This is a genomic window from Salmonella sp. SSDFZ69 (assembly GCF_004010755.1).
Lineage (GTDB): Bacteria > Pseudomonadota > Gammaproteobacteria > Enterobacterales > Enterobacteriaceae > Salmonella > Salmonella enterica.
On record NZ_CP034831.1, the window covers coordinates 2,169,435 to 2,189,981 of the forward strand.

At 49.2% G+C, this 20,547-nt stretch carries 19 protein-coding genes and 7 pseudogenes; 13 read left to right on the top strand and 13 right to left on the bottom strand.

Features of this window, described 5'->3' with window-relative positions:
* Window positions 1-249 precede the first annotated feature (249 nt).
* From EOS98_RS10760 to EOS98_RS10780, 5 genes and pseudogenes are all read right to left on the bottom strand, one after another.
* Window positions 250-2,184, bottom strand: coding sequence for an exoribonuclease II (locus tag EOS98_RS10760; RefSeq protein WP_000485041.1), 1,935 nt, complete (start codon window positions 2,182-2,184; stop codon window positions 250-252).
* A gap of 244 nt (window positions 2,185-2,428) precedes the next feature.
* Window positions 2,429-3,406 (bottom strand): annotated as a pseudogene (locus EOS98_RS10765) (CMD domain-containing protein); the annotation flags it as partial.
* Window positions 3,407-3,605: 199 nt separating this feature from the next.
* Window positions 3,606-4,394, bottom strand: coding sequence for an enoyl-ACP reductase FabI (gene fabI, locus EOS98_RS10770; protein ID WP_000506501.1), 789 nt, complete (start codon window positions 4,392-4,394; stop codon window positions 3,606-3,608).
* A gap of 117 nt (window positions 4,395-4,511) precedes the next feature.
* Window positions 4,512-4,811, bottom strand: coding sequence for a hypothetical protein (locus EOS98_RS10775; protein ID WP_031607852.1), 300 nt, complete (start codon window positions 4,809-4,811; stop codon window positions 4,512-4,514).
* On the bottom strand, window positions 4,786-4,965 hold the full coding sequence (locus tag EOS98_RS10780; protein ID WP_031617826.1) for a hypothetical protein: 180 nt from the start codon (window positions 4,963-4,965) through the stop codon (window positions 4,786-4,788). The genes EOS98_RS10775 and EOS98_RS10780 overlap by 26 nt, the downstream gene beginning before the upstream one ends.
* A gap of 34 nt (window positions 4,966-4,999) precedes the next feature.
* On the opposite strand from EOS98_RS10780, the gene steC reads away from it, so the two are divergent.
* Window positions 5,000-6,373 carry an SPI-2 type III secretion system effector kinase SteC gene (gene steC / locus EOS98_RS10785; RefSeq protein WP_127821166.1) on the top strand — a complete coding sequence of 458 codons (1,374 nt, stop codon included), beginning with the start codon at window positions 5,000-5,002 and terminating at the stop codon, window positions 6,371-6,373.
* Window positions 6,374-6,838: 465 nt separating this feature from the next.
* Complete coding sequence (locus EOS98_RS10790; protein WP_023252670.1) at window positions 6,839-7,546, top strand: EAL domain-containing protein; 708 nt, start codon at window positions 6,839-6,841, stop codon at window positions 7,544-7,546.
* Window positions 7,547-7,561: 15 nt separating this feature from the next.
* Here the strand turns inward: EOS98_RS10790 and sapF are convergent, their stop codons facing one another.
* From sapF to sapC, 3 genes are read right to left on the bottom strand one after another with little or no spacing between them, the layout of a single operon-like run.
* Window positions 7,562-8,368 carry a peptide ABC transporter ATP-binding protein SapF gene (gene sapF, locus EOS98_RS10795; RefSeq protein ID WP_000230462.1) on the bottom strand — a complete coding sequence of 269 codons (807 nt, stop codon included), beginning with the start codon at window positions 8,366-8,368 and terminating at the stop codon, window positions 7,562-7,564.
* A 1-nt stretch (window position 8,369) separates the two neighbouring features.
* On the bottom strand, window positions 8,370-9,362 hold the full coding sequence (gene sapD / locus EOS98_RS10800) for a peptide ABC transporter ATP-binding protein SapD (protein ID WP_001128869.1): 993 nt from the start codon (window positions 9,360-9,362) through the stop codon (window positions 8,370-8,372).
* A complete protein-coding gene (sapC, locus tag EOS98_RS10805; protein ID WP_001146150.1) occupies window positions 9,362-10,252 on the bottom strand; it encodes a peptide ABC transporter permease SapC in 891 nt (296 codons plus the stop codon). Before sapC ends, sapD begins: the two co-directional genes overlap by 1 nt.
* 135 nt (window positions 10,253-10,387) lie before the next feature.
* Between sapC and EOS98_RS10810 the strand changes: the two are divergent.
* Window positions 10,388-10,743, top strand: a pseudogene (locus EOS98_RS10810) (Arm DNA-binding domain-containing protein); the annotation flags it as partial.
* A gap of 333 nt (window positions 10,744-11,076) precedes the next feature.
* Here the strand turns inward: EOS98_RS10810 and EOS98_RS10815 are convergent.
* Window positions 11,077-11,964 (bottom strand): hypothetical protein, encoded by an 888-nt coding sequence (locus tag EOS98_RS10815; RefSeq protein WP_126524039.1) that lies wholly within the window; start codon window positions 11,962-11,964, stop codon window positions 11,077-11,079.
* A 306-nt stretch (window positions 11,965-12,270) separates the two neighbouring features.
* On the opposite strand from EOS98_RS10815, the pseudogene EOS98_RS10820 reads away from it, so the two are divergent.
* Window positions 12,271-12,435: pseudogene (locus EOS98_RS10820) on the top strand (recombination protein NinG); the annotation flags it as partial.
* Here the strand turns inward: EOS98_RS10820 and EOS98_RS24855 are convergent.
* Window positions 12,436-12,573: pseudogene (locus EOS98_RS24855) on the bottom strand (IS4 family transposase); the annotation flags it as partial.
* A gap of 179 nt (window positions 12,574-12,752) precedes the next feature.
* On the opposite strand from EOS98_RS24855, the pseudogene EOS98_RS24860 reads away from it, so the two are divergent.
* From EOS98_RS24860 to EOS98_RS10845, 4 genes and pseudogenes are all read left to right on the top strand, one after another.
* Window positions 12,753-13,256, top strand: a pseudogene (locus EOS98_RS24860) (pertussis toxin-like subunit ArtA); the annotation flags it as partial.
* A gap of 19 nt (window positions 13,257-13,275) precedes the next feature.
* Complete coding sequence (locus EOS98_RS10835; protein WP_126524041.1) at window positions 13,276-13,701, top strand: subtilase family AB5 toxin binding subunit; 426 nt, start codon at window positions 13,276-13,278, stop codon at window positions 13,699-13,701.
* A 58-nt stretch (window positions 13,702-13,759) separates the two neighbouring features.
* Window positions 13,760-13,906, top strand: a pseudogene (locus EOS98_RS10840) (putative holin); the annotation flags it as partial.
* 184 nt (window positions 13,907-14,090) lie between these two features.
* Window positions 14,091-14,370, top strand: a pseudogene (locus EOS98_RS10845) (recombinase family protein); the annotation flags it as partial.
* A 231-nt stretch (window positions 14,371-14,601) separates the two neighbouring features.
* Here EOS98_RS10845 and sapB read toward each other — a convergent pair.
* From sapB to pspF, 3 genes are all read right to left on the bottom strand, one after another.
* The gene (gene sapB, locus EOS98_RS10850) at window positions 14,602-15,567 is read right to left on the bottom strand and encodes a peptide ABC transporter permease SapB (RefSeq protein ID WP_000583298.1); all 966 of its coding nucleotides are present in this window, start codon (window positions 15,565-15,567) and stop codon (window positions 14,602-14,604) included.
* Window positions 15,564-17,213, bottom strand: coding sequence for a peptide ABC transporter substrate-binding protein SapA (gene sapA / locus EOS98_RS10855; RefSeq protein WP_001241622.1), 1,650 nt, complete (start codon window positions 17,211-17,213; stop codon window positions 15,564-15,566). The genes sapB and sapA overlap by 4 nt, the downstream gene beginning before the upstream one ends.
* 111 nt (window positions 17,214-17,324) lie before the next feature.
* Window positions 17,325-18,305: a phage shock protein operon transcriptional activator gene (pspF, locus tag EOS98_RS10860; RefSeq protein WP_126524043.1), complete on the bottom strand. Its 981-nt coding sequence runs from the start codon at window positions 18,303-18,305 to the stop codon at window positions 17,325-17,327.
* A gap of 170 nt (window positions 18,306-18,475) precedes the next feature.
* Here pspF and pspA point away from each other — a divergent pair, with 170 nt between their 5' ends.
* From pspA to pspE, 5 genes are all read left to right on the top strand, one after another.
* A complete protein-coding gene (gene pspA, locus EOS98_RS10865; RefSeq protein ID WP_126524044.1) occupies window positions 18,476-19,144 on the top strand; it encodes a phage shock protein PspA in 669 nt (222 codons plus the stop codon).
* A gap of 59 nt (window positions 19,145-19,203) precedes the next feature.
* Window positions 19,204-19,428, top strand: a complete 225-nt coding sequence (pspB, locus tag EOS98_RS10870) for an envelope stress response membrane protein PspB (protein ID WP_001274953.1) — start codon at window positions 19,204-19,206, stop codon at window positions 19,426-19,428.
* Window positions 19,428-19,787, top strand: a complete 360-nt coding sequence (gene pspC, locus EOS98_RS10875) for an envelope stress response membrane protein PspC (protein WP_000508938.1) — start codon at window positions 19,428-19,430, stop codon at window positions 19,785-19,787. Before pspB ends, pspC begins: the two co-directional genes overlap by 1 nt.
* 22 nt (window positions 19,788-19,809) lie before the next feature.
* Complete coding sequence (pspD, locus tag EOS98_RS10880) at window positions 19,810-20,028, top strand: phage shock protein PspD (RefSeq protein ID WP_001097610.1); 219 nt, start codon at window positions 19,810-19,812, stop codon at window positions 20,026-20,028.
* Window positions 20,029-20,103: 75 nt separating this feature from the next.
* Window positions 20,104-20,418, top strand: coding sequence for a thiosulfate sulfurtransferase PspE (gene pspE, locus EOS98_RS10885; protein WP_000913428.1), 315 nt, complete (start codon window positions 20,104-20,106; stop codon window positions 20,416-20,418).
* Window positions 20,419-20,547: the final 129 nt, after the last annotated feature.

Consider the following 20,547-nt stretch of genomic DNA (forward strand, 5'->3'; position numbering starts at 1 on the left):
ATTTAAGCGCCAGGTGCCCGAAAAGAAAGGTTAGCCATGTTATAAATAAGGGTAATTATGGCTGAACGTATTGTTTTATCTATGTATTCATATGTAATCCAGATTCTGGAAAAAGCATAGTCGCCAGCTAAAAATAACAAGAAATGGGGCGCTTGAATAAGATTAAACTTAGAGCATGACGGAAGGGAGAAGAAGAAAAGAAACGGCCTTTGCCTTCTCAGCAAAGGCCGTTGAGCGAGCTAAGCGTGGTTACGCTGCCGGTCGGGCAATAATGCTGCGGGTTTCCATGCGAACTTCCGCAATAGTGACATCAATGACATCCGTCACTTTATAAACCGTCTCACCTTTAATCTGTACCGTACCGTTTTCCTGGCTGCATACCAGTTCATCGCGAACGGCGTGCAGGAACGGAGCTGGGATAAAGGCGATAGCGCCGTTATCGACCAGTCGCACACGCATACCACCGCGGCTGACGTCAATAATTTCTGCCGCGAAACGGGTATTTGTCCCCGCCTTATCGTTAAGGAAGCGTGCATATAACCAGTCGCCGACATCGCGCTCCGCCATGCGGTTCAGGCGACGGCGTTCCGCCATTTGCTGGGTGATATCTTCCTGCGGACGCGCAATAGCTTCCCCCTTGATGACCGCTTTCAGCAGGCGATGGTTAATCATATCGCCATACTTACGGATGGGAGAGGTCCAGGTGGCATAAGCCTCAAGGCCAAGACCGAAATGCGGCCCCGGCTCGGTGCTGATTTCCGCAAAAGACTGGAAGCGACGAATGCGGCTGTCAAGGAAACCGGAGGGCTGCGCATCCAGTTCGCGACGCAGTTTACAGAAGCCTTCCAGCGTCAGCACCTCTTCGGCATCGACATGCAGACCATGCGTTTTCAGCAGCGCGGCCAGCGCGTCGGCATTCGCGGGATCGAAGCCCGTATGTACGTTGTAAATACCGAAACCGAGCTTATCGCGCAGTACGCGCGCGGCGCAAAGGTTAGCGGCGATCATCGACTCTTCTACGATACGGTTAGCGATACGGCGCGGTTCCGCCACAATATCCAGTACTTCGCCTTTTTCGCCAAGCACAAAGCGGTAATCCGGGCGGTCTTTAAAGACTAACGCATGATGATGACGCCACTCACTGCGGCTTAGACAAATACGGTGCAACAGACGAATCTGCTGGGCAATGCCTTCGTTATCCGGCTGCCAGGTGCCGTTATTTTCCAGCCAGTCGGAGACATTGTCGTACGCCAGCTTGGCCTTCGATTCGATCGTGGCCGCAAAAAAGGCGATATCATCGTCAATGGTGCCGTCCGCGGCGATTATCATGCGACAGGCGAGCGCCGGACGCACTTCGTTGGCGCGCAGTGAGCACAGATCGTCAGACAGCTCACGTGGCAGCATAGGAATATTGAAGCCCGGCAGGTAGTTGGTGAAGGCGCGAATTTTCGCGGCGTTATCCAGCTTACTGCCTTCGGCAATCCAGGCGGTAGGATCGGCGATAGCCACCGTAAGCTGGAGTCTGCCGTCCGCTAATTCCTCAGCATATAGCGCGTCATCCATATCTTCAGTGCTGGCGCTATCGATAGTGACGAAATTCAGCGCGGTCAGATCCTGACGCTCCAGCCCTTCGTCAAGCATCTCCGTCGCTACGCCGTTCGGCGCTTCTTTTTCCAGGTTGTGGCGGGCAAGCGTAACCCACCAGGGAACAAAGTGATCGTCGGCAAAGGTGATGTACTGCGTTAAATCGGCGTAAAACGAACGGTCGCCTTTAAGCGGATGGCGGCGCATTTCGGCAACCGCCCAGTCACCTTCTTTGAACTCATGCTGAACGCCGCGCGCGGCGCGGCAGGGAATCGCGTCTTTCAGCAACGGATGATCCGGCACGATGGACAGGCGGTCATTTTTACCCTGAACTTTTCCCACAAAGCGCGTCAGGAACGGTTCGATCAGTTCTTCCGGCTCGGCAGACTCCCGTTCTTTTTCCGTGTGGATGACCGCGACGATACGATCGCCATGCATCACTTTTTTCATCTGCGGCGGAGGAATGAAATAGCTTTTTTGCGCGTCAACCTCAAGGAAGCCAAAGCCTTTTTCCGTGGCTTTTACGACCCCTTCAGCGCGCGGCGTCTGGGAATGCAGTTGCTGTTTAAGCTGCGCTAGCAGCGGGTTGTCCTGAAACATATTCGTCTATTTTCGTAGCCAAAAGAGCGGCTGACAGTTTTACGCGATTCTGCCTGGCGCAGCAAGCGCTCTTTCAGTAATGGATGAGTTAATAGGTTTCGCCCAACGCGATTTTTAAACGATTTAACCATCCGCACACGCCGCACCAGCCTAACATATTAATGGCCTGCTCCGATGAAACTCCCCTGGTGAGTAGCGGGAAAAAATGCGCGGCGCTAAAGCGATCGGGCGCTCTGGTGAGCCATTGTATCGCCTGTGTCAGCGCAGGCTCAAGCTCCCAACGAGCGATATCGTCGTCTTCCTGGCGTAACGTGATAACAGCGCGGCGCCACGCGCCAGGTTGGGTTGCCTGTTCGTTAAAGCAGGCGGCGCTGCCGTTGATACGTGATGTGAGGAGCGTGATAAGTGGAAGTAAAGAAGGGGGCGACGAGGTGTGTAATGTGCTGGTCAGTATGCGTTCGAGTAACGCGAATGAAGACGGATCGCGGATGAGTACCGGCGCCATCATTTGGCATTGTGAAAACGAATATTGCCGCCGAACTTTGGTATGGGCTGGAGGATATTCTACCAGACTGGCGGCGGGCCGCCATATCGTCTGGGGGTTTTGAAACCGCGCGGCCCTGGCAAAGCGCTGCATCTCCTGGCCGGGCAGTTCGCGCACGGGCAGACGGCAAAACGCCTGAAATATCGCCGCTACCCGCGCCTGAAAACCGATAAACCCAATGATCTGATTGATGAGTACGGTATCCCGGGCGGTTAATCCCACCTCTGCAAGCTGTTCGCGGGCCCGCGTATTGATAACGGAGGGGGAGCCGGCAAGCTGACGAGCGTATTGCGTAATTTGCGCCAGCCGTTGATTGCTCTCTCTTGAGGCGTCAGGGCCAGGTAGCGGCGCCAGACGCGCGGCATAATAGCGGCACAAACGCTGAACCCCAAATACCTGAGCGGCGGTCAGCGCGGTGCTCATACGTTCATAGGCGCTAAACGTATGAAGCCGGTCGTTGAGAACCGTGCGGGGAAATAAGACATCCGCCAACTGGCGAGCGGGCTTTAACCATGACTCAAAAGGCGTCAACGCGGTTTCTGCTACCGTTAAATCCAGTAAAAAACGATCGTTAACATACGCGGCTTCCGGCATCAGCGAAAGCGGGGTTTGTGACGACATAGTGGATTGTGTTTCATGATACCAGTGGCTTTTACCCGCTTTTCGGCATTGTTCCATAGGGTTTCCCGAGGATGAAATGGCGATCGATAATGATTCGGCGTCGGATCGTTTATGCTGGATTATCCTGGCGTATGCGGGAAAGGGATGAAAGATTGTTAGGTGATAACAAATATCAGAACGCTATATAACGAGATGAGTGGTGAGTGAGGGGAATGGGGCAGCACAGCCGTGCCGCCCGCTAATAAACTTAATGCGCTTACTTCAGTTCCAGTTCATTCATTGCCGCAATGCTGAACCCGCCGTCAACATGGACGACTTCGCCAGAAATGCCTGCCGAGAGATCGGAACACAGAAACGCCGCCGAGTTACCCACATCTTCAATGGTCACGGTGCGACGAATTGGCGTAACGGCTTCACAATGCGCCAGCATTTTACGGAAATCTTTAATACCGGACGCCGCCAGCGTGCGGATTGGACCCGCAGAGATGGCGTTGACGCGAACGCCTTCCGGCCCCATTGCATTTGCCATATAACGCACGTTGGCTTCCAGAGAGGCTTTCGCCAGACCCATGACATTGTAGTTCGGGATGGCGCGCTCCGCTCCCAGATAAGACAAGGTCAACAGCGCAGAACCCGGATTCAGCATGGTGCGGCAGGCTTTCGCCATGGCAACAAAGCTGTAAGAGCTAATATCGTGAGCGATTTTAAAGCCTTCGCGGGTAACCGCATTAACATAATCGCCGTCCAGCTGATCGCCAGGCGCGAAACCAATCGAGTGTACGAAACCGTCAAATTTCGGCCAAACGTTACCCAGCTCTGCAAACATAGCGTCAATGCTGGCATCTTCAGCGACATCACACGGTAAAACGATGCTGGAACCCAGCTGGGCAGCAAATTCTTCTACGCGGCCTTTCAGTTTGTCGTTCTGGTAGGTGAACGCCAGTTCAGCTCCTTCGCGGTGCATCGCCTGTGCGATACCGTAGGCGATGGACAGTTTACTGGCCACGCCAGTGACCAGAATGCGCTTACCGGAAAGAAAACCCATAGCTTTAATCCTTATAGTCATTGCTTATTTTTTGCTTTTACGAACAATGGTTAACAGCAACTTTTCAACATTATTCGAAATTAGTCTGAAATTATATCCCACTCCTGGCCCCGTGTGTCACGCTATTTTTCCGCCGCTATCTCCGGCAGGTGACGTTCTAAAACCACACGGTAACGAAGTCCCTGAGGATTTTGAGCACTCCCCAGGGCCAAACTGGCAAATCAAAGAGTCTAATGGGACAGGCCCTACGGTGCAGTATACCAGCTGGTGTAAGGTTCGCCTCATCCAACCAGAGACACCGGGACGGATAGCAAGTACGATAGCGATGCGCCTTCCACCAGACAAATAAAGGTTCTGTAGGAAGCCTGAATATTCATCCGAATGGTTTACCTCACCTATTAGCGATGTTATGGATATGTAATTTTAACCAGCAAATGCTTAACAAAAATAATTTCTTTTTTAGGTGCTGAAGGTTTTCTCTATTTATTGATGCAGAGTAATACTGAATATGAAAAATTTTGGAAATCAGGTGATTACAGTAGTTACAAATCAGGTTTTTATATGTTTGCATGTGTATTATAATAAATTTTCAGAGGATGAGACATATGCCGTTTACATTTCAGATCGGAAATCATAGTTGTCAGATATCAGAAAAGTATTTAAGAGATATCATCGATAATAAAAAAGAGCATGTTTTTTCAACGTATGAGAAATTCATAGATTTTTTCAGGAATATATTTACCAGGCGAAGTTTAATTTCTGATTATAAAGAGATATATAATCTACTGTGCCAAAAAAACGAGCGTCCCGATATTACGAAGCCTTTCTCGCTACGACCATTTTCGAGGCGAGATGAAGACTGTACACGATGGCGCCCCCTTCTTGGATATATTAAACTTATTGATGCCTCCAGACCTGAAACAATAGATAAATACACTGTAGAGGTATTAGCACATCAAGAAAATATGTTACTACTACAGATGTTTTACGATGGAGTATTAGTGACCGAGACGGAGTGTTCTGAACATTGCGTCGATTTTTTAAAAGAAACGATGTTTAATTATAATTCCGGGGAAATTACGCTTGCCGCTTTGGATAATGATCACCTGACGCCGAGCGAAGCAGGTAGTAATGGAATCTATGAGGCTTTTGAGCAACGTTTGATAGACTTCCTGACCACGCCCGCCACGGCGTCTGGTGATGAGAGCGGCGCTATTGATCAGACGGATGCATCACAACCAGCGGCAATAGAGGCGTTTATTAACTCGCCGGAGTTTCAGAAAAATATTCGCATGCGTGATATTGAAAAAAATAAAATAGGTAGCGGAAGTTATGGGACAGTCTATCTGTTAAATGATGAGTTTGTTGTTAAGATTCCAATTAATGAGCGGGGAATAAAAGTGGATGTTAACTCTCCGGAGCATCGTAATTGTCATCCTGATCGTGTCAGTAAGTATTTGAATATGGCCAATGACGACAAGAATTTTTCTCGTTCGGCCTCCATGAATATTAATGGTAAAGACGTTACGGTTTTAGTTTCAAAATATATTCAAGGTCAGGAGTTAGATGTTGAAGATGAAGATAACTATCGAATGGCGGAGGAGCTTCTTAAATCCCGGGGGGTTTTTATGCATGATATAAATATCTTAGGTAATATTCTGGTTAAAGGAGGGGTTCTTTTCTTTGTGGATGGCGATCAAATGGTGCTGTCACAAGAATCCCGGCAACAGCGAAGCGTTTCTCTTGCAACAAGGCAACTGGAAGAGCAAATTAAGGCCCATCACATGATAAAATTAAAGCGGGCCGAGACCGAAGGAAATACTGAAGATGTTGAATATTATAAGTCACTTATTGCGGATCTTGATGCGTTAATCGGAGAGGAAGAACAGACACCTGCGCCAGGAAGACGTTTTAAACTAGCCGCGCCTGAGGAAGGGACTCTTGTGGCTAAGGTATTAAAGAATGAATTAAAAAAATAGCATTTAGTTCCGTTCTTTTCTGCGAATCGCCGGGGCTCATTCGCTACAGATTTACCGATCAATTATTGAGAGTTGCTATTCGTTTAAAGGTCGTTCGGGGGATCTGGACAGCCTGCAGCGGAGATGCAACTCGCCATTAGGGTTGGCGATGCCGCGCTGCCATAGTGGGTGAAATGCCTCGCAATGGTGCAACAACATTAACTCGCCTTGATTTTTCCCCTCTGCCTGACAAGAAAAACTTGGCTTTACGGATGGTCTCATGCCGTCGTATTAGCGTTGTTCGGCGTAGTATGTAAATTTCCTTATAGCAATAGAAGAACATTCTCAAAACATAAAATTAGCAAGTTATCATGAAGTTAACATATATTGTTTTTTTCGATCATTTTTTATATATTGATCGTTTTTATTGATTGATTTGCGTTAAAAGCGCATTATCAGGGAGTTAAGATCAAGTGGAGTGGTCACATGCGCTATTTTTTTATGGCAGAGCCGATAAGGGCAATGGAGGGGGATTTACTGGGTGTCGAAATCACTACTCATTTTGCATCGTCGCCCGCTCGTCCGCTACACCCTGAGTTTGTTATCTCGTCATGGGACAATTCGCAGAAGCGCCGTTTTCTGCTTGATCTGTTGCGGACAATCGCGGCCAAACATGGCTGGTTTCTACGCCACGGCCTGTTCTGTATCATAAATATCGATCGGGGTATGGCGCAGTTTGTCCTTCAGGACAAAGATATTCGCGCATTACTACACGCCATGCTATTTGTGGAGCTGCAGGTCGCTGAACATTTTTCATGTCAAGATAACGCCTTAGTCGATCCTTTAATACACGCGCTTCATAAGCAACCTAATCCATTATGGCTGGGCGACCTGGGCGTAGGGAACGCAACCGCTGCGCCATTAGTTTGCGGGTGTTTTAGCGGCGTAAAACTTGACCGCAGCTTTTTTGTCTCACAAATTGAAAAAATGACGTTTCCGCTGCTCGTCAAACATATTCGGCATTATTGTGACAAGATTGTGGTGGGTGGCCAGGAAAACGCACGCCATTTGTCGGCGTTAAAAACGGCAGGCATTTGGGCAACCCAGGGCACGTTATTTCCTTCCGTTGCGTTAGAAGAGGTTGAAACATTGCTGTTGGGCAGTCGCATGAACACCCTCAGAGAATCGAACTGAGGGTATTTGTTTCGCTTAGCGATCCTTTCGCCATGCGTCAGCGGTCAGCGCCTCGCCAAAATGGCCTGCGATTAAACGGCGGGTAAGCTCATGTAGCGGAGAGGCGAGCACATCGGCGGTGCTGCCGCGTTCAACCACTTCCCCCTGATGCATCACTAATACCTGATCGCTAATATGTTTCATCATGCCGATATGCTGCGTGACATAGATATAGGAGATGCCTTGTTTTTCCTGCAATTCAAGCATCAGATTGATGAGCTGCGAGCGCATGGACATATCAAGCGAAGCCAGCGCTTCGTCCGCGATAATGACTTTAGGGCGTAAAATCAGCGCGCGGGCCAGGCCCAGACGCTGTTTCTGCCCCGGCGCCAGCATATGCGGGTAGTAGCTCACGTGATCGGGCAATAGCCCCACCATACGCATCGTCTCGACAATCTGTTTGCGCCGCTGTTCCGGCTCCAGATCGGTATTAAGGCGCAGGGGGAAGTCAAGGATCTGCGAAATACGTTGACGTGGATTCAGTGACGTTGAGGGGTCCTGAAAAATCATTCGAATACGTTGGCTTCGAAACGAATAGTCGCCGTAATGCAGGGGATGATCGTCAATAAGAAGCTCGCCGCTGGTGGGTTCAATCATGCCGGCCAGCATCTTTGCCAGCGTGGATTTGCCGGAACCGTTTTCGCCGATAATGGCCAGAGTCTGACGCTCACGAAGCGTAAAGCTTAATGGTTTCACGGCGTCGACGGTCTGGCGGCGAAACCATCCTGTCCGGTAGCGAAAGGTTTTACTCAGGTTGCGCACTTCAAGCAGAGTTTCCACCATATCACTCTCTCTCCATATTCAGCGGAAAATGACAGGCATAGAGATGATTTTTCGCGCCGGTTAAGCGTGGCGTGATAATGCATTCTCGTTGCGCGTAAGGGCAGCGCGGCCCCAGACGACAACCTATCGGTAACTGCTCCAGTAGCGGGATCGCGCCCGGCAGCGTATTGAGACGGCTTTTATGCGGCATCGCGCTGCCAAAATCCGGAATCGCGCGGATAAGCGCCTGCGTATAAGGATGATGTGGCGTCGTCACCAGATCTTTACTTGGCGCGGTTTCTACCGTCTGGCCGCAGTATAAAACGTTGATTTTGTCAGCCCACTGACTCAGCATTTGCAGGTCGTGGCTAATCAACAGAATGGTGGTATTACTGTTTTGATTCAGTCGGGTCAACAGGCGAAAAATTTGCGCCTGCGTCGTCGGTTCCATTGAGTTGGTGGGTTCATCAGCGATCAGGAGTCGCGGTTGATTCGCCAGCGCGATAGCGATCATGACTTTCTGACACTCGCCATCGGTCAGTTCATAGGGAAAACTGCGCATCGCGTCTTTATGATCTTTAATTCCCACCCGGTGCAGTAATTCAATAGCACGTCGTTTACGCCAGCCTAAACGCTGCCACCAGCGACCTTTATAGGTCCAGGCGGGAATATTTTGCATTAGCTGGCGGCCGACGCGTTCGGAAGGATCAAGGCACGACTGCGGCTCCTGGAAGATCATCGACACATTATGCCCGACCAGCTTACGCCGTTCACGAGAGGAGAGGCGCAGCAGATCGATATCATCAAAACGCATACGGTCGGCAGTGACTCGCCAGTTGTCTTTCGCGACGCCGCAAATAGCTTTAGCAATCAAGCTTTTTCCGGAACCGGATTCACCTACCAGGCCGCGAATTTCGCCTTCGCTTAATGTCATACTGACGCGATCGACCGCTTTTACCCAACCTTCGCTGGTTTTAAATTCAATGGTGAGATTGCGGATATCCAGTAACGGCATTATTCCACCCCCGCAATAATCGCACGACGAATCCCATCTCCGAGCAGGTTTACCAGTAAAACACTGAGCGTTATCGCCGCGCCGGGTAGCATAACGGTCCACGGCGCGACATAGATTAGCTCCAGCGCATCTCCCAGCATGGCCCCCCATTCGGGAGAGGGAAGCTGCGCGCCGAGATCTAAAAATCCCAGCGCGGCGATGTCCAGAATCGCCATCGACAGCGCCCGGGTAATTTCGGTGACCAGACCGGCGGTAATATTCGGTAAAATGGCGAACCACAGAATATTCAGCGTTGTCGCGCCATCCAGACGGGCAGCAATGACGTACTCTTTTTCCAGTTCATCATGCACCATGCTATAGACGGAACGTACCATTCGCGGCAACAGGGCCAGCCAGACGGCAAACATCGCGTGTGACAGATGTGGGCCGGCAAATGCCACGACGATAATCGCCAGCAAGAGCGAAGGGATGGAAAGCAGCGTGTCCAGAATATGGTTCAGCACGGCAGAGCGTAAACCGTGCGTCGCGCCTGCCACTACGCCGAGGACTAATCCACATAGCGTAGCCGCCAGCGTTACGATAAACGCGCCGCCGACCGTGGGCGCCGCGCCGCTTAACAGGCGGCTCAGCACATCGCGCCCCAGATCGTCAGTCCCCAGAAAAAAGGAGACTTCGCCATAGCGTGACCAGGAGGGCGGCAGTAGCTGATAGCCCAGAAATTGCTGATCGATGCCATAGGGCGCGATCCAGCCGCCAAAAATACACAGCAACGCCAGACCGGCGCATCCATACAGGCCCACCATCGCAGGCGCGTCGCTATAAAATTTACGCCAGGCAGTGCGCAGGGTGCCTGGCGGGCGCTTTTCGCTGTAGACGCTATCGTAAGGCATATTTACTCGTTTTATTTTTGTTTACCATGCTTTATGTCTTTTGAAATTTTCAAACATTATCAATTCGTTATCGAGCGTTGGTGTTTTAATTTTGTGCACTTTGAGGTTATCAATTTATGCAAAATGTGTACACAGATGTGTATATCCTCTCATGGAGTGTACACATTGCTTGCCGATACAAAATTAAGAAAGGCTCCTGGCAAAAAAAGAGACCAAATCAAGGTCATCTCAGACGCTCATGGTCTCAATGTCAGGCTCTCTACATCCGGCAGTATAACATTCTTTTACCGATACAGATGGAACGGGAACGCTGCTCAACTGACGATTGGCGATTATCCAACCATATCACTATCTCATGCCAGGGAACGCCGTCAGTACTTTAGATCATGGTTAACTGAGGGACTCGATCCTCGTCGCCAGATGGTACTGGAGAAGAAGAAAAAAACAGAAGCGTTAACCGTAAAAGAACATACGACTACTGGGAGAAGTTTTAGCACTGTACGGAATTTGGGCCAGGGTCATTAAGACCGACAGTGGCGGCTGGCGCCAGTTTGGAGTATGGCGCGATCAGGATGTTGCGGTATTAGTCTCTGGGAGGTTCACAATAAGACAGATCGGAATACTCCGGCATGAGGTGTTGCGTCTTAAACCGCTGCAGCGGGTCAGCAGGGGGAATTATATTTATTAGCTCAGAAGTGAGCTGACAGTTACCGATTATTTATACAGTAACTGTCAGTTTACAATATCGTAAAAACCTTAACAAAAATATAATTTTGATGATAACCCCTTTATCTACCCAAAAGTAATAGAGCTGAGTTTATGATTTAATCTATAGGACTTTCCAGCGTTACTCTTACGGACTTTCTTTTTACAGTGATAGTTGGCGGGATCGTCGTGCTTCTAAGATGTGTAAATGGGATTTCACCAGCATAAAATACACCAGCACCATGATAACCAGAAACTTTGACATCTGTGTAGCCTCGACTCCAGATCTCATTAGCAACCCTCTCTATAAAAGTATCACGTTCTCCAAACACCATTCGTTCAAAGAAACCAGCATTTCTATTCGCTTTATCTATGTCCTCCTTTTTAAAACTATTAGGCTCTCTTTTATCTGCGGAATAACAACTACTAATCCTTATATCCTTTATAACCTCTAAAACTTTATTAGCAACCAGAATATCAACCAGTTGTTTTGCAGAAAAAACAGAGTCGCCACTGGCTAGAACATTAGTGCCTGCTGCACCATGACCGGTAATATAGACTTTTTTAAACGCACTTAATGTGACCTCATCTAGTATGAGGTTTTCTTGCTGCCGTGCAACAATACCTACAGCTGCTCCGCAATTTACATCATTAGTGTATTGTTGCAGATCAATGTGACCCGAAAGAGTTTTATAATGAGTGCTGATTGTTTTTTCAAATTCGGACGCTGCGTCTTTACTTATAAAAACACCAGGATATAAGTGCTTCCCAGAAAAAACTCTGGATATTTGTTGTCCCAGCATATGCAGGCAAGCCGATTTGTTGAAGCCTTTCTCTCCCGTAACTAACAAGAAACCACTTTTTTGCTCAACCTGTGAAATATTATAAGCAATATTAGCTACCCTAATAATATCTTTGGCTAGGTTAGTTGCGCCATTTCCGATAGTGGCAGTGCCGGGGGCTGCCCCTCTAATATTGAGGATCGCGGCAGAAATAGGTTTCATCATATTCACCTCTCATGTAGTGATAATGGTTATTATGTGATATTTACTTTTTAATATTTATTTGTTATCACTTACCTGCTGTCCAGTCAATATTAATACATTATTACGCCTATTTTTACATTAATTTTACTGGTGCGGGATTGTATGATCTTGTTATTACTCAACGTAAGCCTCTGTTTATATATAATAAAATTGGAGAAATCTGTTGACTGTATTTTATTTACATTAATATAGATATGCTATGAATTATTACGCATGCATAATCTAACGTTATTAGATGCTATATCCGTAACCGGGTCTGAGGTGAGCATGGCTAAATTACCGCGCCGTAAATGCAAAGTTTGGCGGGAATGGTTTTCTCCTGCTTACAGCAACGTTGTCTGGTGCTGTCCTGAACATGGCGCTATCTACGCGCTGGAACTGCGTGCCAGGCGTATCAGGGATAAACACCAGGCGGATAAAGCCGAACGCCAGGCGAACGGTTGCATGCTTAGAGAGCGTCAGGCAGTGTTGTATACACTCTGCAGGAAGATGTTCCGCAAACATCTGCGCTGAAGGCGGTGGCATAAGGGGATGGTCGCTGAAATCGAGCAGGTCATTGAGAAGTGGCATAACAAAACGGCTCCCTGTAGGGGAAGCCGTTATAGTGCCGCAGTTTAAGGATAGGCATTGTGCGATTACGGGGATTTTCGTGCCCGTAAACCGGGGAGGTTTGTTTTTCTAATTTTATCCAGCGAGACGTAAAGTATGACTGAGCTATGGTTAGCACTCGGTTTAACACATTAGGTGGTTTGCCTGATAGTTTCTGTGGGAGAGAGTATGATAAAAAAGTAATATTATTTTTAGTGTTTTTCTGATTATGCAAGTACCGTTGGTTTTGTATATCGTGTTGACTCGAGACCTTCAGATTTGATTTTTCGGGATGGTTTTGCTTCTCACGGTAATAACAGGAATCTTCAGCAACATATAAGAGATGACTCCTGTGCATCCGGTAGTCGAGACAGTACTATATTGCGACTATCTCAGATATTAATGAGTCTTATAATATAGCACGATTATATTACTCCAGAGCAACATTTAGCGGCAGGTTGTACAGATACAGAATCCGTGCAGACAATAGTTTCTACAGCCTTCCGCCGTCTGTTGCTTATATTGAGTTATGTGGTATCCAGTTTGGTCATTTTGAGCGAGTGATGATGCGGTTACAAAGTGAGTATGTATCTGTAAATTCTATCCCAATTGAAAATATCCATGAAGCAGTTGAGCTTGTTTACGATAGAAATACAAGTATGGTAAATATTGTTGGAGTGGATTATGAAAAAGAAATTAAAGGTTCTGACTCTTGCTCTTGCGTCATTATCCAGTGTTTGTTATGCAGTTATGGCTGATTATGATACGTATGTGAGTAATGTTCAGATTAACAACCTGTCTTATGGTGTGTATACGTCAGGGGGTAAGGAAACTCAGTTTTTTTGTATCGGACTGAAGCGCGGGAGTGAGGCTATTAGTGTCAATGCCGTGTGTAAAGTGGATGTGTACGGGAATCATAAACAGGGGTTTGATAACATGCTAAATATAGCAAAGTATTATTATACAACAGGGGGGGATGTAAGGATATATTATAAAGAGAATGTTTGGCGCGACCCCGATTTCGAAAGTGCATTCTCTTCCAGGGAATTAATTGCGATAACTACTTGTAGCTCATCAAGTTATTGTATGGGGCCTACGGTGACAAATTAAATGTTGCTGGGTATTAAACGCTCTAAAGAACAGGCTTAATCTTGTTGGTGAGATGATTATGTCTGAACCTTTATCAGGTTCCTGTATGGCTGTAGCGCTCTGTGGGGCGACTGTATTCAGACTGTTTACTGGAGCGGATTTCGGGATTGTATTTGGAGCATTTGCGGGAACGTTATTCGTGGCAACAATGCCGCAGATACTGTCACCCCAAAGCCCTCCTTCAAGCTTCTGACAATTGTGGGTGGTTTGTTTGATGGAGTGCCTCTTAAGATTAGAACTCTCACCATAAAGGCTGCGCATTTACGTGGCCTTTTTTGTATTCAGGCTAACGGGAGTTGGATAAATCCAGCTCGTGAAGCCTGCTCCTTTTAGTCAGGACGTTATCATAAGGGGACATACTGGTTGTATGGAAGCGTGATCGCCTGGGTCGCAGTATGCGTCATCTGGTCGTTCTGGTAGAAGAATTGCGCGAACGCGGCGTTAATTTCCGCAGCCTGACCGACAGCATAGACACGTTAACGCCAATGGGGCGATTCTTCTTTCATGTCATGGGCACACTCGCTGAAATGGAACGTGAATTGATTGTGGAAAGAACCCGCGCTGGACTGGAAGCGACAAGGGCGAGGGGGATGTAATGGTGGCCGACGACCGAAACTAACATTGAAACAATAGGCGCAGGTCGGGCGTTTGATTGGGGCAGGAGTACCGCGACAGCAGGTAGCGATACGCAGTGAAACCCGGAGGCGCTGATAGAGAAGATAAATCTCCGGCAATCATCATCGAAGCATGGACTGCCGGAGAAAATAGAAAACAATATGTATATATTTGCGTACTAAAAAACGAACTTATCACAAAAATAAAAGCATAACTTTTTGATTTAATGATCTTTTTTATTGTTTCTTATCGTAAGGCATACCATTCCTTATGTTTCAGAGGGTTAGCCATAGCACCCAAAATATCGGAAATCACATTGACCACAATAACCAGCGACCCAATGACCATCACGCCAGCGGAAATAGCGGCATAGTCCTGCTGACGAATGGCGTGAATTAACCATCGTCCCAGCCCTGGCCAGCTGAAAACCATTTCGGTAATCATCGCCAGCGTTAACATGGTTGAAAACTGCAGACCAAGACGGGGAATGACCGGCGGCAGCGCATTATGCAACACGTGACGGCGTAAAATCGTAAAGCGCGACAAGCCGCGCGTGGCCGCCGCTTTAACGTAGTTCTGATCGTAGACCTCAATAGTGCTGATTCGCATCAGGCGGATCACTTCTGTGGTCGGCGCGACGGAAAGCGTGAGCACCGGTAAAACCATATGCCGTATGGCGCTCATCACCATTTCATCACGCCACGGCGAATCTGAAATCCAGGCGTCAATGATGGCGAAACCGGTAACCGGTTTAACTTCATAAAGCAGGTCAAATCGCCCGGATACCGGCAGCCACCCTAGCGTGAGCGAAAAGAACAGTGTGAGCAGAAGCGCCAGCCAGAAAACCGGAATTGAGAAACCTAATAGCGCCAGCGCGCTGATAAAACGATCCGGCCATTTGCTACGCGTCACGCCAGCCAGCATCCCGACCGGGATGCCGACCATCAGCGCAAAACCAAAGGCGAGAATGCACAGCTCCATCGTGGCGGGAAACACCTCTTTAAGCTGTTCGGAGATCAGCTGGCCGTTAATGCTGGACACGCCAAAGTCCCAGTGCAGCAGACCGTTGAACCAGAAAACCCAGGCATTCCATAATGATGCGCCTTGTAGCGGCGCGTGCGGCGTAAAATAGCTCAGGCTAAAGCCGATAAAGGTCAGGAAGAAGAGCGTCACCAGCAACAGCAATAACCGACGCAGGGTGAAGATAATCATGGTTTTTTCACCTCTTCGTGTTTTTCGCGGGAGACGCCGGCAAAAGACGCATTGCCGAACGGGCTTAACACCAGCCCTTTAATATCGTAGCGGTATGCCTGCAGGCGTAGTGATGATGCCAGCGGCAGTATCGGCAGCTCTTTCTCCAGGATATTCTGCGCTTCCTCATACGCTTCTATGCGCGAAGCCAACTGCTGCGACGACAGTGCCTTACGCAGCACGCTGTCAAATTCAGGGTTACACCAGTGGGCGAAATTGGTTTGCGAATTGATGGCCGCACAGCTTAACAGCGGTCTGAAAAAGCTATCCGGATCGTTGCTGTCCGTGGCCCAGCCGGATAAGGTCAGATCGTGATTCATATCCATCAGGCGCGCCTCCTGAAAACGACCTTCAACCGGCACAATGACCACTTTTACGCCAACCTGCGCCATATCCGCCTGAATAAGCTCCGCCGTTTTTAGCGGACTTGGGTTCCAGGCCTGAGAACTGGTCGGCACCCAGAGATGCAGCGTAAGATTCTCAATGCCCAGCGCTTTTAGCTGTTCGCGCGATTTTTGCGGATTGTACTCCGTAATTTTGGCATCGTTATCGTAAGCCCATGAGGCTCTCGGTAAAATGGAGGCTGCGGTTTCCGCCGTGCCGTAATAAATCGACTGCATCAGACGCTGGTTGTTGATCGATAAGGCCAGCGCATGGCGCACTGCGGGATTATTCAACGGCGGCTTATCGGTGTTAAAGGCCAGATAGGCGATATTCATCCCCGGGCGCAACGTCAGGCGCAAACGCGGATCGTCGCGTAAAATAGTTAGCTGGCTGGCGGCGGGCCAGGCCAGAACATCGCATTCACCGGTCAGTAATTTCGATAAACGCCCGGTACCGCCGGAGCCTAAATCCACCACCACTTGCGGCATCAGCGGTTTGCCGCGCCAAAACCCATCGTGGCGCTGGAGACGAATAAACTGCCCGGCACGGTACTCCGAAAGCTGGAAAGGCCCGGTGCCGACCGGTTGGCGGTCTAGCAGTTCCTGACGATCTTTTCGGCTAAGCTGCGCGGCGTACTCAGCGGACATGACGGAAGCGTAGTGTGTAGCCAGATGCCATAAAAAGGAGGCGTCTGGCTGCGTCAGGCGAAACTCAACGGTGTTATTGTCCAGCTTACGCACGCTTTTTACATTGTCGGCGAACTGTAGGCTATCAAAGTAGGGGAAGCTACTGCCGTTGATGTTATGCCACGGATGCCGACGATCGAAAATCCGCTGAAAGGTAAAGACGACATCATCAGCATTGAGTTTTCGGGTCGGCGTAAACCAGGCGGTTTTTTGAAAGGAAACGTCGCGGCGCAGGTGAAAACGGTACGTTGCCCCGTTATCCAGCACTTCCCAGCTTTCTGCCAGCTCTGGGACTAAACGATAAGTATAGGGATCGACATCCAACAGACGGTCATATAACTGGGCGGCCAGGGTATCGACGATGAGGCCGCTGCTCGCTTTTTGCGGATTAAAGGTGTTGACCTGCCCGCTGACACAATACACAAAGCCGCTATCGCGAATATCTGCACTCGCAGTTTGTTCGGGCGCAGCCGCAGCCGTAGCCTGACTACTCAGTAGACCCGCTATCACGATCAGAGACGATAAAACCAGGCGCATAATAGTTAAGTTTTTGAAGTTCAATTTGCAAAGTGTATCGCACTTCGGCCCGCCACGTAAAAATGTCGGTGGATAACTGGCGTAAATGTCGTCAATTAGCCGGAGAAATAGCTAAAGCTGATGCTTTTTAAGCAAGGCGCGAAACTGGTGGTAGGTGAGCGCCAGCAAATCGGCGGCTCGTTTCTGGTTAAATTTCGCCTGCTGTAAGCTACGTTGCAGCAGCGCTTTTTCCTGTTGCAGTTGAAACTCACGTAATTTGAGCGGCAGGTCAGGCGTGACGGATGCCGCTGGCAGGGCGGGCGCGGGCGGTTCAGCGGGATGGCGTTGAAAAGGATCGATAACAATTTCATCCAAAGGATGTTCACTGCTGCCGTGGCGATACACTGAACGTTCGACTACGTTTTTCAGCTCGCGGACATTACCCGGCCAGGCGTAACGCAACAACGTTTCTTTTGCCCGATCGGTAAAACCGGGAAATAAGGGCAGACGTAGCTCACGACACATCTGAATAGCAAAATGCTCGGCCATCAGCATGATATCGCTCTGGCGTTCGCGCAGCGGCGGCAGTTGTACAACATCAAAAGCCAGCCTGTCGAGCAGATCGGCACGAAATGTCCCTTCCTTCACCATGGCGGGTAAATCGGCATTAGTGGCGCATACTAATCGCACATTAACCTGTAACGGCTGGCTGCCGCCGACGCGCTCTAGCTCGCCATATTCAATCACCCGCAGCAGCTTTTCCTGTACCAGCATCGGCGCTGTCGCCAGTTCATCCAAAAACAGCGTGCCGCCATCGGCGCGTTCAAAGCGACCGGGATGGCGTTTTTGCGCCCCGGTAAAAGCGCCCGCTTCATGACCAAACAGTTCGGAGTCCAGCAGGTTTTCGTTAAGCGCCGCGCAGTTAAGCGAGATAAGCGGCCCCTGCCAGCGTGAAGAGAGATAGTGCAGGCGATTGGCGATAAGTTCTTTACCCGTCCCGCGTTCGCCAATAATCAGCACTGGCTTATCCAGCGGCGCGAGCCGGGAGACTTGTTCCAGTACTTCAAGAAAACGGTTTGCCTCGCCGAGCAGGTTATCTTTAAATTCAGCCATGATGAAAATCGCCACTTGTTAGTGTTTTTCACCACTTTATCCTTTTTTGCTGGCGAGGTAAAACGAAATAATTTCTTTATTATCAGTGATATGAAAAGTTGGCACGCAAATTGTATTAATCATGTAGCAGGGCATCGCCCGTTATCAGAACATTATGTGAGGATTGAATTATGGGTATTTTTTCTCGTTTTGCCGACATCGTGAACGCCAATATCAATGCGTTGTTGGAAAAAGCGGAAGATCCGCAGAAGCTGGTGCGCCTGATGATTCAGGAGATGGAAGATACGCTGGTGGAGGTTCGCTCGAACTCCGCGCGTGCTTTAGCGGAAAAGAAACAGTTATCCCGTCGTATTGAACAGGCTACGGTTCAGCAGATCGAGTGGCAGGAAAAAGCGGAACTGGCTCTGCGCAAAGATAAAGACGATCTGGCGCGCGCCGCATTGATTGAAAAACAAAAGCTGACCGATTTAATTGCTACGCTTGAACAGGAAGTCACGCTGGTGGATGACACGCTGGCGCGCATGAAGAAAGAGATTGGCGAGCTGGAAAACAAACTCAGCGAAACACGCGCTCGCCAGCAGGCGCTGATGCTGCGCCATCAGGCGGCAAGTTCTTCCCGCGATGTCCGTCGTCAGCTTGACAGCGGTAAACTGGATGAAGCCATGGCGCGGTTTGAATCCTTTGAACGTCGTATCGATCAAATGGAAGCGGAAGCGGAAAGCCATCGTTTTGGTAAGCAGCAATCGCTGGACCAACAGTTTGCCAACCTGAAAGCCGATGATGAAATCAGCGAGCAGCTGGCGCAGTTGAAAGCCAAAATGAAGCAAGATAATCAATAATGACAATGGCGGCGCCGGTACGCGCCGTCGCTCATCAGCTTTAGGTGTAAGGAGAACGCATGAGCGCGCTATTTCTGGCCATCCCGTTAACCATTTTTGTGTTGTTTGTGTTACCGATTTGGCTGTGGCTGCATTACAGCAACCGCGCCGGTCGGGGAGAACTGTCGCAAAGCGAGCAGCAACGCTTACTGCAACTCACAGACGACGCGCAACGTATGCGCGAGCGCATTCAGGCGCTGGAAGACATTCTTGATGCAGAGCATCCGAACTGGAGAGAGCGCTAATGGGTGGAATCAATCTGAATAAAAAACTATGGCGTATGCCGCAAAAGGGCATGGTGCGTGGCGTTTGCGCCGGGATCGCCGACTACCTTGATGTACCGGTAAAACTGGTGCGTATTCTGGTCGTGCTGTCGATTTTCTTTGGGCTGGCGTTTTTTACCGTAGTGGCCTATATCGTTCTGTCTTTTGTACTGGACCCTATGCCGGATAATCTGGCCGCAGGCAAACCGCAGCCGACCAGCGGCGAACTGCTGGATACCGTAGACAGAGAGCTTGCCGCAGGCGAAAAGCGTTTGCGAGAAATGGAACGCTACGTCACGTCAGATACGTTCACACTGCGTAGTCGTTTCCGTCAACTGTAAGTGATATATCGGGAAGGTGAAGATGAATACTCGCTGGCAACGCGTCGGGCAGAAGGTGAAGCCCGGCTTCAAAATAGCAGGTAAGCTGGTTCTGTTGACCGCGTTACGCTACGGGCCTGCCGGCGTGGCGGGATGGGCGGTAAAATCCGTCGCCCGTCGTCCGCTAAAAATGTTGCTGGCGTTTGCGCTGGAGCCAGTACTTCGTAAGGCGGCGAATAAAATTTCGCAGCGTTACAAATAGCGAGTCTGGTCATAATATTTCGTTAAGCTCTGGCGTATAGTGTGTGCGAAATACATTACGTGTCAGGACGGAAGTATGTTGAAAAAAGGAATATTTGCGTTAGCGTTATTCATAGCCATGCCGCTTTATGCCGCAGAATACTGGATAGATGTCCGCATTCCGGAACAATATCAGCGAGAGCATATTCAGGGCGCGATTAATATCCCATTGAAGGAGATTAAATCTCATATCGAAACGGTAGTTCCAGACAGGAACGATACGGTAAAGTTATATTGCAACTCCGGACGACAGTCGGGCATGGCAAAACAAATGTTGCTTGATATGGGGTATACGCACGCGATGAATATGGGCGGCATCAGTCGTCTTGATATGCCGAAAGTAAAAAAATAGATAATCTATTGCTCAATACTCATACTAACCGCGGCGCTTAATGCGCCGTTGTTGATCTCTCCGGGTAGTTGATAATAACGTTTTTGCACATATCTATAACGCAGGCTCGTTATTATTTTTTCTTCTCTT